Annotated in this window: 12 protein-coding genes and 2 pseudogenes; 2 read left to right on the forward strand and 12 right to left on the reverse strand. The window is 40.6% G+C overall.

The features are described 5' to 3' along the window. Positions 1 to 52: 52 nt before the first annotated feature. The 9 genes and pseudogenes from NSTC731_RS30520 to NSTC731_RS30560 all read right to left on the reverse strand — a co-directional run bounded on the left by NSTC731_RS30520 (position 53) and on the right by NSTC731_RS30560 (position 8420). Positions 53 to 475, reverse strand: coding sequence for a tellurite resistance TerB family protein (locus tag NSTC731_RS30520; RefSeq protein WP_194043291.1), 423 nt, complete (start codon positions 473 to 475; stop codon positions 53 to 55). Between the two features lie 57 nt (positions 476 to 532). Continuing rightward, on the reverse strand, positions 533 to 2080 hold the full coding sequence (gene rsmB, locus NSTC731_RS30525; protein ID WP_445628215.1) for a 16S rRNA (cytosine(967)-C(5))-methyltransferase RsmB: 1548 nt from the start codon (positions 2078 to 2080) through the stop codon (positions 533 to 535). 140 nt (positions 2081 to 2220) lie between these two features. Next, the gene (locus NSTC731_RS30530) at positions 2221 to 3672 is read right to left on the reverse strand and encodes a glycoside hydrolase 100 family protein (RefSeq protein WP_445632214.1); all 1452 of its coding nucleotides are present in this window, start codon (positions 3670 to 3672) and stop codon (positions 2221 to 2223) included. A 663-nt stretch (positions 3673 to 4335) separates the two neighbouring features. Continuing rightward, positions 4336 to 5020: pseudogene (locus NSTC731_RS30535) on the reverse strand (Uma2 family endonuclease). A gap of 57 nt (positions 5021 to 5077) precedes the next feature. After that, positions 5078 to 6817, reverse strand: a complete 1740-nt coding sequence (locus NSTC731_RS30540; RefSeq protein ID WP_445628216.1) for a DnaJ domain-containing protein — start codon at positions 6815 to 6817, stop codon at positions 5078 to 5080. Then, on the reverse strand, positions 6801 to 7397 hold the full coding sequence (locus NSTC731_RS30545) for a hypothetical protein (protein WP_445628217.1): 597 nt from the start codon (positions 7395 to 7397) through the stop codon (positions 6801 to 6803). Before NSTC731_RS30545 ends, NSTC731_RS30540 begins: the two co-directional genes overlap by 17 nt. Before the next feature lie 112 nt (positions 7398 to 7509). Further along, on the reverse strand, positions 7510 to 7716 hold the full coding sequence (locus NSTC731_RS30550; RefSeq protein ID WP_445628218.1) for a type II toxin-antitoxin system HicB family antitoxin: 207 nt from the start codon (positions 7714 to 7716) through the stop codon (positions 7510 to 7512). Between the two features lie 254 nt (positions 7717 to 7970). Beyond that, a pseudogene (locus tag NSTC731_RS30555) lies at positions 7971 to 8220 on the reverse strand (ParE family toxin-like protein). Continuing rightward, entirely contained in the window at positions 8220 to 8420 is a 201-nt protein-coding gene (locus NSTC731_RS30560) for a hypothetical protein (RefSeq protein ID WP_069074678.1), read from the reverse strand. The pseudogene NSTC731_RS30555 and the gene NSTC731_RS30560 overlap by 1 nt, the downstream one beginning before the upstream one ends. Positions 8421 to 8760: 340 nt before the next feature. On the opposite strand from NSTC731_RS30560, the gene NSTC731_RS30565 reads away from it, so the two are divergent. Further along, a complete protein-coding gene (locus tag NSTC731_RS30565; RefSeq protein ID WP_445628219.1) occupies positions 8761 to 10446 on the forward strand; it encodes a SulP family inorganic anion transporter in 1686 nt (561 codons plus the stop codon). Between the two features lie 511 nt (positions 10447 to 10957). On the opposite strand, the gene NSTC731_RS30570 is transcribed toward NSTC731_RS30565, so the two are convergent. Next, entirely contained in the window at positions 10958 to 11617 is a 660-nt protein-coding gene (locus tag NSTC731_RS30570; RefSeq protein WP_445628220.1) for a pentapeptide repeat-containing protein, read from the reverse strand. Between the two features lie 244 nt (positions 11618 to 11861). Continuing rightward, positions 11862 to 12536, reverse strand: a complete 675-nt coding sequence (locus NSTC731_RS30575; RefSeq protein ID WP_445628221.1) for a cadmium resistance transporter — start codon at positions 12534 to 12536, stop codon at positions 11862 to 11864. Between the two features lie 683 nt (positions 12537 to 13219). Between NSTC731_RS30575 and NSTC731_RS30580 the strand changes: the two genes are divergently transcribed. After that, positions 13220 to 13660, forward strand: coding sequence for a Crp/Fnr family transcriptional regulator (locus tag NSTC731_RS30580; protein ID WP_322696418.1), 441 nt, complete (start codon positions 13220 to 13222; stop codon positions 13658 to 13660). A gap of 126 nt (positions 13661 to 13786) precedes the next feature. Here NSTC731_RS30580 and psb35 read toward each other — a convergent pair whose 3' ends face one another. Beyond that, positions 13787 to 14014 carry a photosystem II assembly protein Psb35 gene (gene psb35, locus NSTC731_RS30585; protein ID WP_445628222.1) on the reverse strand — a complete coding sequence of 76 codons (228 nt, stop codon included), beginning with the start codon at positions 14012 to 14014 and terminating at the stop codon, positions 13787 to 13789. Positions 14015 to 14101 lie beyond the last annotated feature (87 nt).

The raw sequence follows: 14101 nt of genomic DNA on the forward strand, positions 1-14101 counted from the left end.
AAGGCAGTGAGATAATTCACCGCCTCCTCTTGGATCAACTCATAGTTCCATGTTAGTTTTGGACTTCAACCCAACGGCGGTAAAGCTTTTGAATTTGTTTGAGAAGCGCAGTGTGAGCTGGTTGATTTGACTCATTCGGCTTCGCCATATCTTGCAATTGCGTCAGGAGTCTAGCTTCTTCGACGGCAACTTCACCATCGCTATAAATTAAACCACTGATGGCTTCAATCAGATTTTCGCAATCTTCAAGACTGGGGCGATCGCCTAGATACTCCCGCACCCAGTCGTAGCATTCTTTTGGCTGTACAGGAACTAATTCGTACAGCCAAGGCTTAATTTCTGGGTCGTTAGCTAAACCTTTGGCTTGAGCTATTTCGCGGAGATATTGCCGTTCTTCTGGCTGGATTCTGCCATCGATCCAGGCAGCTCCAATCAGGATTTTAACTAAGTTTTTCACATTGGAAGGGGAAACCATTGCTGCCTCCTCTGGTAGATTCAGGCCTCCACCAAATCGTACAATCCTAAACAGTATTCATTCGGAATTATTGGTTTTTCTTAAGCGCACCATAAAAAAACCATCTATGTCCTGTCGATGGGGCCAAAGTTTAAACCAACCTTGAGGCGTAATATCGGTAGAATCAGGTAACTCAACGCCAATAGGAGACTCAATTTGCCAATCAGGTGACTCAGCTAAAAACGCCGAAATCACTTGTTCATTTTCCGCCGGATGCAATGTACAGGTGGCATAAACTAATACACCACCAGATTTGACAAAAGTTGATGTATGTGTCAACAATTCTCGTTGCAGCACCGAAAGTTCTCGGACGGATTCTGGTGTCTGTCGCCAACGCGCATCAGCATGACGGTGCATAGTTCCCAAACCAGAACATGGAGCATCAAGTAATACGCGGTCTGCGGTGTTTTGAAATTGCTTGAAGTGGCGGCTGTCGCCAGTGTAAATTTGAATAGATTGTAAATTTAGCCGTTGAGAATTTTCTTGGAGTTTGCGAAGACGAGAAGGAGTGCGATCGCAAGCCCAAATTTTACCCTCATCTGCCATTAATTCAGCGATGTGGGTTGTTTTCCCCCCTGGTGCAGCACAGGCATCAATTACTACCTCACCTGGTTGGGGGTCGAGCAAATGACTTACTAATTGAGCGCTAGCATCTTGTACAGTCCACCAACCTTCTTTAAAACCCGGTAGTTTTTGAATTGACCCGGTATTACCAATAAATCGTAAAGCTTGGGGTAAATGAGGAATCCGTCTTACCAAAACACCAGCAGATTGCAAAGCCGCCTCAACTTCCTCAATGGAAGCGCGAAGTGGGTTGATGCGTAAGTCAATCGTTGGTGATTGGTTCATCCATTCACACAGTTGTTCTGTCTCAGCCAAACCCAGTTGTTCTAACCAAACTTGAATAATCCAATCAGGAAAGCTGTGTAAAATACCCAAGCGTTCCACCTGACTTTTCACATTATTTGGAATTAACGCGAAACCTAACCCCCCAGCCCCCTTCCCTACTAGGGAAGGGGGAGAATTCAAAGCCTCTCCCTTCTCTACTAGGGAAGGGGGAGAATTCAAAGCCTCTCCCCTTGTAGGGGAGAGGTTTGGAGAGAGGTTTTGCAGATCCGGTGAAAAGTCAGAGAATTCTACTGGATTTTCTGGAAGCTGTAACGGATCGCCCTTTATCTTCTCTGCAAGGCGGATGTATTGTCGTAATAAACCGTTAACAAAACCCGTGAGTCCAGAAAAACCGTTTTCTTTCGCGAGTTGGACTGTGGTATTAACAGCAGCTGAAGCAGGAATACGCTCTTGATAACGCAGTTGATAAAAGCCCAGATGTAAGATGGTGCGGAGGTCTGGTGGTTGTTGATGAGATTTCTTTTTAGCGAGTCGATCGATGAGAGTATCGAGGGTGCGCTGCCTTCTGACGCTCCCATAAACCAATTCTGTCACCAAGCGGCGATCGCAATCAGGCAAATTAACTTTTTGCAGCACTCTATCTAGGGCAACATCAGCATAAGCCCCCTGATGAACATCTCGTAGGGCGATAAAAGCTAATTGACGGGGGTTTGTCATGAAAACACGATTCAGGAGTCAGGAGGCTTTTGTATTCTAACTCCCAACTCTGCCAATTTTAGATTTTGAATTTTGGATTTTGGATTGAAGTAAAAATCTAAAATCTAAAATCCAAAATTAAATAACTCCCAACTCACCTATTAAGACATATAGGGGTCTACACTGGCAATTTCAAACTCACACGCTCTAGAAACCTGTTCTGCTGGCAATTTTCCAAAGCTGATTAATGGTAAAGAAGTGGGGTCTGCTATCAGTTCTTTTGCTAATAAGAACCCAGTGATTGTCCAAGTTTGATATTTCCTAGCTTGTTTTCCAATCAGTCGCCCTTTTTTGCCATCGTAATACTCTGGCCATTCATCTGTACTGAGGCGTCCTTGGGCAGTTTCAATCGCCTTTTGTGCGAGATTTGTTCTATTAGTTTTTACAGCCGCCGCTGCCAACATCCACATTAAAACTGGCCAACTACCAGCATTATGATAAGACCAGGGGATATTTTTGGGGTCACATCCAGTTACAATTCTGTATTCTTCATGTTCCAAAGCTGGGAAACAAATTTTCATTGGCATATCTCCCACCAAATCATCCCAGCGTTCCTCAATCAGAGTCATAATCGCTTGTGACTGTTCTTCGGTGGCTAAGTCTGAAATGATTGCCATTAAATTTCCCAGTGAAAAGAAGCGAGTATCTAGCTGCGACGGGCCAACATTACCTGCTAGATAACCACCTTTTCTTGGTAGCCACTTGTCCAATTCATAATAAGGAACAGAATCTACATATATGTTGAACAGATTAACAGCAGCTTTACCATATTCTTCACTTTTGAAGCGATAAATTGCATTCAGACGATTAATATCTATCCAATAATGCTGGCGAATATGAGCGCATAAAAGAGGCAAACGGTTATCAATGGCTTCAACAATATCAGAATTACCTTGACAAATTAGTAGTTCGCGAGATGCACGCAATGCCGTGTAAAAGAGGACTTGTAATTCTAAAGGATGCCCATAAATGCCCATACGACGGTCAATCATACAAGCGCCATCTGGAACCAATAGCGTTGGGTACATATCAAAACGATTCGCCAAGCAGATTTCCATGATTAACCTGATCCCATTTTGGAATTCAGGTTGATAAGCGAGAGAAAAATCTTTTGTGGCGACTATATAAGCGCGCAACAAAATAATCCACCATAAGCAAGAATCTACAGGCGTAACTCTAGCGATCGCATGTTCGCCAAAGTCGGCTTCTAAATATTCTTGCCCATTTTCTGATACCACTTTAAAGCTAGCCGGGATTAATCCTCTTCCTGGCTTATAAGCATCTAATGCCCTTTCTTTAGGCTGTAACTTTAAAGTTTCTTCTAAGAAATTACGAACAATATCTGTTCTACCTTTAATCAGAAAAATTAGAGCTGAAGAGACAAAATCTCGAATAAAGCACTGATCGTAATTGAGTGCCTCTACAGAAACATCATAAGCGGCTACTGTCCCAACAGGGCGACCTTGATAATAGAGAATTGATTTTTCTAGTGCTAGCCATGCTTCTTCCACTTCTTTTAAATTTTCAGTAGTTTCCAATTCGTTTAAGTGCATTGCCAAAATAACTCCATAAGTATTGTGAATTTGTGGTAGATGGTCTTCATTTATTATTTTTGCTCTTCTCAGCATAACAAAAAATATTCTTTGAATAGCAAAAATAATTGAGCGAAAAATAATCAACTAACAAGGAATAAAATTGCTGACCTTTTTGCAACTTTATTGTTAGTTAATTGCTTGTAATCTATTACTGTTTTGGTGAATTATAGCTGTTGTTTTCCACCGCAAATAGTAAGATAATTCCTAAAAACAGTCACATAAGATATACTTTTAGATTATTTATTGTTCTGTTGTCTGTTCAGAATCTTTGCTTTACCAAACAAAAACATATCTTTAGTGCTGTTTATGAGTTGTGTGAAGTTAAAACTGGTTGCAGTATATTTACTTGAGCAAGATTAGTTTTTGACATTAAGAAGTCGATTATTCCCCTATTATCTAATAATTTATAACGTTTTTTCTGAATATGCAAGATGAAGGCTAGAAAATTTTAATATGTCAATACTTCTCAAGGGTTAAATATCTTACCCTACTGACAGATGAAACTGGGAGTTTATGGAAGTATGGCTAAAAACAATGAAGAGTACTGAGTCGAAAGACCACTCACAATAGATGGGTATGTAGCAAGTATATAAGTACGGAGTATTAGCAAAGTGATGTTCTTTACTGTTCTCCCGAAGCAGCCTTAAACACTTGTTCGGCAGTTAGATTTAGCTCAGTTAAAGTTGGTGATTGAATGCGATCGTTACCACAAAACTGAGTTACTTGGTACTCGCCTTCCACTAATGTATAAACTGATATTGTCGGTTGCTTGGGATTGCCGATAAACCGTTTTCCACCAAGAGCAGCATAGTCAACAATCCAATATTCTGAAATCCCAATTTCTTCTCTTCTCTACGAGAGGCTTCGCCCTAAGCGTAGCTATGCCGCAGGCTTTACGAGACGCTACGCGAACATATTCAGCGAATTTGAGAAAGTAATCATCTCGCCAATTTGTACTCACAACTTCTACTACCAATGGAATTGATGGGGCTTGAGTAACTGTTGATGATTTTTTCCAAAGTGGTTCATTAATTAAGTTAGGGATATTCAATACCAGCACATCTGGAAAATAACCAGATTTTTGATCGACAGATTTGATTAATGCTTGAGCAGGAATCGAATAAGCTAGATTAAATCTCCGAATTTCAAAATTGAGTTCTCTAATTAGAAATGTTCTGACTAACTCATGTTCCCCTGTCGGCTGCATTTAAACTATTATTCTTTTATGTAATTCATATTTGCCATTCTCCGGTTTCCATTCGACAAATTCTTCAAAATTTATGGCTTCGACTAAATTTTGAACCATAAGACTATTTCCTCAGATATTATTCATATTTTGATTAGCATCGATAAACTACTAACTTTATGTTACCTGCTGCTGAAATTCTTTATAAGCTCGATTAATTGCTTGCATTGAGGCTTTGGCAATTGTAGAACTATTAACATCAGGATGATACAATCTTGCTAATCGACGGTAGGCAAGTTTAACAACATTGGGGCGATCGCTCTGATTTACGCCCAAGACTTCCCACCATTCCCCCGATAATTCAGAGTCAAGAGTAAATTGACTCCAAATCTTGATGCTTCCGCCATTACCGCCGCTTACCAGCGTTTTACCATCAGGGCTGAAAGCAACGGGATTACACCCGGAAAGATTTTGTAGTAGTTCCCTAGTGGGGAGCTTCCAAAGTTTGATTGTACCGTCTCGGCTGGCACTGGCGAGGGTTTTTCCATCGGGGCTGATGGCAACAGACAAAACCGCCGTTGAGTGTCCAGTCAAAGTAGAAATTAATTCTCCAGTTTGGAGATTCCACAGCTTAATTGTAGTGTCTGTGCTACCACTAATAAGAGTTTGACTGTTAGGACTGATAGCAACTGTATTCACCGCTCCCAAATGTTCAGTAAGAATATAGCGCTGTTCCCAAGTTTTGACATCCCAAAGTCTAATAGTTTTATCGGCGCTACCACTGGCAAGGATTTTACCATCGGGACTAATGGCGACAGATAAAACTGCATCTGAGTGTCCATTCAAGGTGCGTTTTACGGTTCCCGTGTAGCGTCCCCAAATTCTAATCGTTTTATCGGCAGCACCACTAGCAAGAATTGCTCCATCAGGACTGTAGGCAATCGAGTTAACAAAACCATTATGACTATAAGCAGAGTTTAAATAAAAGAATGTCTGGAGAAATTTTTTTGTATCTATCTGCCAACTGCTGATTTTGCGATCTACACTACCGCTTGCAATCTGCTGTCCATCAGGACTGATCGCAACAGATAAAACTGCTTCTGCTTGTCCAGAGAATGTGTACAGCCATTTTCCGGTTTTCAAGTTCCACAAATTAACTTGTCTGTCATTACTGCCACTGATTAAGGTAGTACCATCAGGACTGATTGCGATCGCATTAACTGCCGCTAAGTGTCCTTTGAGTGTGCGTAAACATTTCCAAGTTTCAGGTAGCTGGGTTGTCGGAGATATTTTTTCTGCTTCAATATTGGGAGTAGAAGCTTTAGGCATAGCAAATTCTGATTTTTTCTTTAATTCAGTCTTAAGTGCTTGCAACTCATCTTCAATTTCCAAAACAGCAAATTTTTGGTTGAGATCGTCACCCGATAAAAATGCTTCTAATTCCATCACTGCTTCGGAATAGTAGCCCATCTGTAAAACTTTCTCTTCCATCCGCGCAAAAAGCTGTGCTGGAGTTTCGCTAATTTCCGATTCATCTAAAAGTTTGGCAATACCATAGGCGGCGAGTCCGACTACTGCACCAATTCCTGCCATCGGTGCTGCACCAATCCCAAATGCTAGCCCTACTTTCGGTGCGACTAAACCCATACCACCGACGACGCTATAAACACCAGCACCGCCGACTGCGCCAATTCCCATTGTAGTGATCGCAACAGCATCTTTTTCTGCGATCGCTTTAAAAGCGCCATAAGCAGCTGCACCAGCTACAGCGCCAGCACCGACTACAGGAGTTGCACCAATACCGATTGCACCAAATCCGCCTGCTAGTCCCATCCCGCCTACTGTTGCGGAAATACCAGCACCTGTTATGGTTCCGCCTGCAATAAATGCTGCGCCTGTTTTAGAGTTTTGTGTCACTTGAAATTTCTTTAGAGAAAACTTTTACAAACAAAGATGCTCCAAATGAAAAATCAGAATTAGCATTATTATAATCAGGAGTATCAAAAATATTTTTAAAAGATTCAAAGGTTAATTTCTGAACTTTATACATATCAAAAACATCAAAATCAAGCATTTTAAAAGCTTTAATTTCGTAATTATCTTCTAATTCTTTTAATCTTATTTTAACTGGTTTATTACCATTGACTTTAATAATATCAATACTCTCAATCATTGTATAAAGCAAAGAAATCGACTTGTATTTAATTAGTTCTACACTATTTTTAGCTTTATTAATTCGGCTTTTATTTACGATTGATAATAAGTTTTCTGGTAATGGTAAATAACCGTAAAGTTTATAAAATCTAATTAAAATATCATAATTTATATAAGGTTCTATTATTATCCTTTCACTTGTAAAATGCAAAGTATAATATTCTACAAAGCGATAATAACTATTGAATAACTGTCTTAAGGGACTAATTGTATAAGAATGATAGTGTAGTTCAGAAGGATTGAGTTTTGTATTTACCAATTCTATGGGAGGATAAGTTTCCATATATAAGCAATAAAATTATTAGTATATTTTACTGCTCAATCAATCAACGTGAGTTCCGAAAAAACACTTAACAGAAAATTGTACTAATTAAATATTATGAAGTAGCAATATCCTATTGTAAAGCAGCTACAACACTTACTAGCTCTGGAGTTACTTCTCTATGTTCCAATTTATCTGCCAAGATACGCAGAGCTAATGCTTGAACTCTAGCAACCGCTTCTTCTCGTGTCTGCCCATAAGCCAGTACACCAGGAAAATCAATCACTTCTGCTATCAAGCGTCCATCCTCTTCTTGTTCAATCTCTATCATAAAGTTCATAGCGTTTTTTCTGTTGATTGTTTATTTCCAGAAAACATACCAAACCGCATTATCTGCTTTTGGATTGGAGCTTGTTTGGGTTCTAAAAAAGTTACAATGACACGGCTTTCTGATACATCAGATGGTAATTCTGAAAGTTGTATATTACCGTTCCTATACACTCCTTTGATGGATTGCAACATTGGTATTTACCAAATTTGTACTCATATAAATTATAATTTTCTTTGACCAGAGTGATGGAAGAGCGTTACATCTCAATTAAGCTTGTTGTACTCTGCGTGAGTCCCGATCCAAAACCACAAAATACCATCCTTAACTTCTACACCCAATGCCCTATAGTTTCGCCCTGCGCGGACTGACCAGTATTTACCAACCTTCTTAAAATGCAGTGATGGATGGGAGGGATTCAGACTTGAGTGGTTCGTAACACTGATCGGCTATTTGCTGAACCTCTTCAGGCGGAACATTGTAACGTTCCCAAAATCGATGAGTTGTGTAATGCATCAAATTGTTCGATAGTTCCCCGCCTCGAACTCAGCAATCGCTTCTTGTGCAAAAGCTTCCAGTTTGCCATCAGCAATGTCTTTCTCCAATTGTTCATCCCACCGTTGATAGTCTAAATCAGCAAACCATTGAATGAGCTTCTCATACTCGTTGGGTGGCAGTTGAAGAATCGCGGACTCAATTTGCTCAAGCGTCAGCATAAGGATACATCACCTTTATTCCAAGCAAATTATAGCTTTCTCGACTAATGATCTCGACCGTGCTTGTATGCTTTGCATCCCGATCTTAAATTCGCCTGTGTTTCGATTAAGGTATCTCTGTAACTGAGACTTTAGGTAGCGATCGCCAACCTTCATACACACACTATACCCAATATGTCAAGCAAACCTGCGCTTTTATTAATCAGCAAATAGGCGAACTTGAACCAAAACCCATACACAATTGCGGGATTTTCGACAACCCTGATGAAATCTACCGAAAAGATGGAATAACATTTGTGTGTGCTTCAACAAATTGTGTATAAGAATTGAAAATGACGATATGGCAACATCTAATATCTTCAAAGAACCACAGCTTTTACGTCTGAATCGCTTGTTTGGTGGACTGCGTGGCGACTTTACGGGAGGACTAACAGCAGCAGTGGTAGCATTGCCTTTAGCTTTAGCCTTTGCGGTAGCCAGTGGTGTGGAACCAAAGGCGGGACTTTACACCGCGATTGTGGCGGGAATTGTCGCCGCAATTTTTGGTGGTTCGTCAGTACAGATTACAGGCCCAACAGGTGCAATGGCTGTAGTTTTGGTGGGAATTGTCGCCAAGTACGGGCTTGAGAAAGTTTGGATTGCTGGGGTGATGGCTGGAATTATCCAAATTGCCTTGGGGGTTGCCAAACTTGGACAGTTAGTAAAATTTATTCCTTATCCGGTGACGGCAGGTTTTACTAATGGTATTGCCGTGATTATTTTTTGTGGTCAGTTAAATAATTTCTTCGGTTTAAAATTATCACGTAGCGAACATTTTTTGCCCGGACTTTGGCAAAGTCTAACTCATGTAGAAGCTCTAAATTGGGCAGCAGTTGACTTGGCAGTTGTGGTGATTGCCACCAATCTTTTGTGGCCGAGGATTAATACAACAATACCAGGTTCTTTAGTGGGACTGGTGTTAGCAACTGCGATCGCTTCTGTTTTCCATTTAAATGTACCAACAATTGGCACGATTCCTCAATCTTTACCGATGCCTCAAGGTATTCCCCACTGGAATGATTTTAGTCTGATTCGAGAACTAATTAACCCGGCTTTAGCTTTAGCTGCACTGGGGAGTATTGAATCGTTGCTATCGGCGGTAGTGGCTGATGGGATGACAGTCAGCGAGAAACATAATAGCGATCGCGAATTAATTGGTCAAGGTTTGGCTAATATGATTGTGCCATTTTTTGGTGGTATTCCTGCCACAGGTGCGATCGCTCGAACTGCTGTAAATGTCCGTTCTGGCGGCAAAACCCGACTATCTGGCGTAATTCACGGTGTTGTCTTAGCCATAATTGTTTTAACTTTAGCACCCTTAGCAGCACAGATTCCTTTAGCAGCACTGGCTGGGATTTTGATGGTGGTTAGCCTGCGAATGGTTGAGTGGGAAGCTATTGGTTTATTGATGCGTGCTACCTACTCCGACTTTGCGGTAATGATTCTCACCTGGCTAGTGACAATCTTGTTTGACTTAGTTCTCGCTGTCGAAGTGGGATTGATTGCAGCTGGAGCCTTGTTCATCAAACGCATGAGCGAATTGAGCCTAGCCAAAATACCTGAAACCGAAGTATTTCCCCCTGGTACGCCTCTGGAATTAGGTAAAGAAATTGCCGTTTATCGGGTAGATGGCCCCGTATTTTTTGGTGCTGCTGAACGGTTTGCTACTTTCCTCCGCGATGAACCGGAAGTCAAGTATTTAATTCTCCGGTTGCGGTTTGTACCAAATATGGACACAACTGGATTAGTAGCCTTAGAGGATATTTATCATGACTTGGAACGGCACAATTGCCGCTTAATTCTCACAGGTTTACAACCTGAAGTCCAACAACTACTGGAACGTACAGGATTGTTAAATACAATTGGTTTGTCAAATTGTTTTGAAACAACCACAGAGGCGATTTGCTCTATCTCTCCTCAGATTGCATGTTCTCAACCTGTAGCAGCTGATTTGAAAACAAAAGAATTACTGGAATTAATTGACTGAAAATATTTTGCCATTCAGAGAATGTTTGAAAAGTCACAAAATATCCTAGAAAGCCCTCTCGAAACCTCTTTCCTTCTGAGAAAAGGGTTTGATGTTACCAAAAAAACTTTTTAAACATCCTCTCTATTTCTCTTCTCTCTGCGTTCTCTGCGTCTCTGTACTAACCAACGGCAAGCCCCTTTGCATCTACATTAGACCTCTTGCAAAAGTTACTTTTGCAAGAGGCGGGAAAAGGGGAAAGGTTAAAGGGGAAAGGTTTTTTATCGTAAGTTCAAGGGTTTAAATCCCCATCTGAAATGTCTTTAATTTTGAATTTTGAATACTTCGACAAGCTCAGTACAAGTTTTGAATTTTGAATTGTTAATCCTTTTCCTTTTCCCCCAAACCCAATTCCCTACAAATGCCAAGAAGTCTATTTATTAGGAATTACGAATTAATTAAAGCCTGTATTCATTGCTGAATCAGGCTTTTGATATTTTTTATTCAACTCGCACGGAGAACTTCAGTTTAATTACCGAATAGCAAATCCTTCCGGTCTGATTGCATCTTCCAAATCAACGCCCATCAGGTTAGCTCCCTGGATGTTTGCATTTGTCAGATTTGTCTTCTCAAAGTCTGCGTTTTGTAGGTTAGCGGTTTGCAGGTTTGCTCCCAGTAGGTTGGCTTTCTCTAAGTCTGCATCAAATAGGTTTGCTCCCGCCAGGTTTGCTCCCCAAAGGTTTACCTTGCCTAAATCTGCTCCTTGAAAGTTAGCCCTTTGTAAGTTTGTTTGCTGCAAGTTAGCTCTTTCTAAGTCTGCATTTTGTAAGTTAGCACCTTCCAAGTTTGCTGCTTGCAAGTTTACATCCTTTAAGATTGCTCCAGCAAGGTTACAACCGACACATTCATTGGTTTGTAATAAATGTCTAACGTTATCTGCTACAGACACTATTGGCGGTACAACCGGAGATATTACTGGTGGTGTTACAGGCTCCATTGGTGATACAGCTGCTGGTGTTACAGGCTCCATTGATGATTCAACTGGAGCTAGTTCAGATTCCGTAGGTATGGATGGAGCTAGTGTTTGTGCTCTAGCGCTGGGCTGGATAAGCAGAGTAAATCCCGCTACAACTACCAGAAACACTGCTTTTACGAGCCACTGAGTTAATTTTTTAGAGTTGGATTGATTCATTGGGAACTTCATAATCTGATTCCTATTGGTGGACTTGCTTTTATAAGAGCCATCGATAATGTGCTTTATTCTCACTTTAGATAAGTTGAATGATAAGAGCAAATATTATTGTTATTCATATTGATAAATTCAAGTGATTAAAAAATCTTTTTGGATGGGAAACGATTGCTGATTTGTTTGCTGACATCATCAAGAATTGCGATCGCGTGGAGCGTCCACTCAAGGGGAAGCGATCGCCTGATACCTAATTCCCAAGCATTGCCAGACTAGGTAAAAGACGATATGTTTCACTTTTAATTAAGATAGACAGTCCTAAGTAAATTAAGACAAAGGGGAAGATTTTGCGACCATAGCGAGTTAAAACGGGAGTCATCAGAGGATTACGAGTCAGGTTGTAAGAGAGGAAACACCACACCCCAACAGTGCAATAGCAAACACACAGAATTACACCCAAACTTGGAAGATTGCTACTGGCAAACAATGGTACATAAATTCCAATGTTGTTTCCTCCATTGGCAATGGTGACAGCAGAAACACGGTAAGTTTGCGGATCGCGGATGGTTGCTAATAGTGATTTCTTCTGGCGTGCAGATTTTACCGGAGAGGTTAAGTCAACTGACACAGCTTGCACTGTCTCTCCTTCCTCTTCTCGACTGATGAGATTACTGATACCAATGGCGACGGGAAGCAAACCTAGCAAACCAATCCAGGTGGTTGGAATAATCAGACCGCCAAAGAAACCAGGCAGACTAGCAAACACTAAGGTAGTAAATCCCAGGAATTCACCGATAACAATATGCTTAGGACGAAAGCTACGATTGACTTTCCCGAAAAAAGCTGTCAAATATAAGTTGTCATCAAAGGTAGTTGCAAAAGCGGCAGAAATTCCAATCAATAATGTACTAATTAGCCAAGCCATAATTGTTGCTCACAGTAATTCTAATGCTGTTTGTCTTAATCCTCTCTGCTTCTCGATGTGAGGGCAGGTTAGGAGATTTTGTGACTGTTTTTCTAACGACAACCGAGCGATATTCGTTATTTATCAGCCAATGACCCAATTTTTAGAGGCATTGCCTCCAATCAAATTGGTGATTTTTTTCTCAGCAAGGTACCTTGGGAGCTCATGAAGTCAATATTATGGCTTGCAGCCAAATAAGAGCAAATACTCTTGTTTTTTAAAATGATAAATAAAAGTGATTGACAAAATTACTAGATGTTTCGGGCTTTGTACCCATTGACACTCATGAGAGAAAAACGGAAAGAAAAACCTCTAATACCAATTTGAAAAATGATTGCGACAGATGGATTCACATCAAGCCAGACGTACCAAGGCAATTCCCAATCCAAAATCCAAAATCTAAAATGGTATAACCTTTTCCCTAAACTAAATCTGAGTTCAAAATGCACAAAACGAGTAGTATTGAATACTGAGCTATTGTTTGAGAAACTTCTATGCAATCGCTCTGATTGAAGAGAACCCTTGTCAGATGATAAAGGCTCGGATATCCTTGACGGCTAGCATTCAACATCGGTAATATGACTAATCGCCCTCTGACTTCAGTTTTGAGATGTTCAGTAATGTTGAATTTTTAACTTGTAATTATGCTAACCAGTGTTGACCGTTTATTATTTGTCCGGCGAGTCCCGATTTTTAAGGAATTGCGGGATGATTTTATTGTGCGGCTCACTTCAGTGATGAACGAATTGTCATTCCCAGCTAATTACACCATCTTTCGACAAGGAGAAGAAGGGCGATCGCTCTATATTGTCGTCTCCGGTCGAGTTAAAGTTCACATTGGGAATAAACAGTTGGCAGAGGTGGAACAGGGAAAATATTTTGGTGAGATGGCAGTATTCGATACTCAACCTCGATCTGCCACTGCCACGACTCTGGAACCTTGTGAATTTTTAGAACTGACGCAAGAGCAACTATATGATGCGATCGAAGAAACTCCCGAAATTGCGGTGAATATCATTCGTGAGTTATCCCGTTTGATTCGCAGATTGAACGACGATATGAATGTAAGCTCTTTGCGGAGTTAATAGGCAAATGTAGAGACGTAGCACTGCTACGTCTCTACAAGGCTTCTAAATAATGTAAAATGTGGTTCAAAATAAATGAAAACTGCTGTAAGTTTAATTATTAAACTCAGCACTCATCACTGCTTATTATTTAGGTTCACCCAGACCCGGAGTTTCTTCTTTTTCAACTTTAGGCACAAAATCAGGACGTTCTTTGCTTTCCCAACCTGCGGGGCGTTTTGAGTTGTACCAAGCTATTGAGCCAATGGTGACAGCAGCAACAAAACCAACGACATACACCAAGGTAAAAGCAACAGGAAAATGAGGGGCAGCATCTATAGCTGGTGCTGCTGTTTGCATAAATAATAAATTCATGAGTATATTCTCCACAGTCAGGTAACACTATTGAACACCCTATAAGATGAGCGTATCACCTAACATCCCTCTGTAGTTTAGTTTGAG

The organism is Nostoc sp. DSM 114167 (assembly GCF_052692655.1).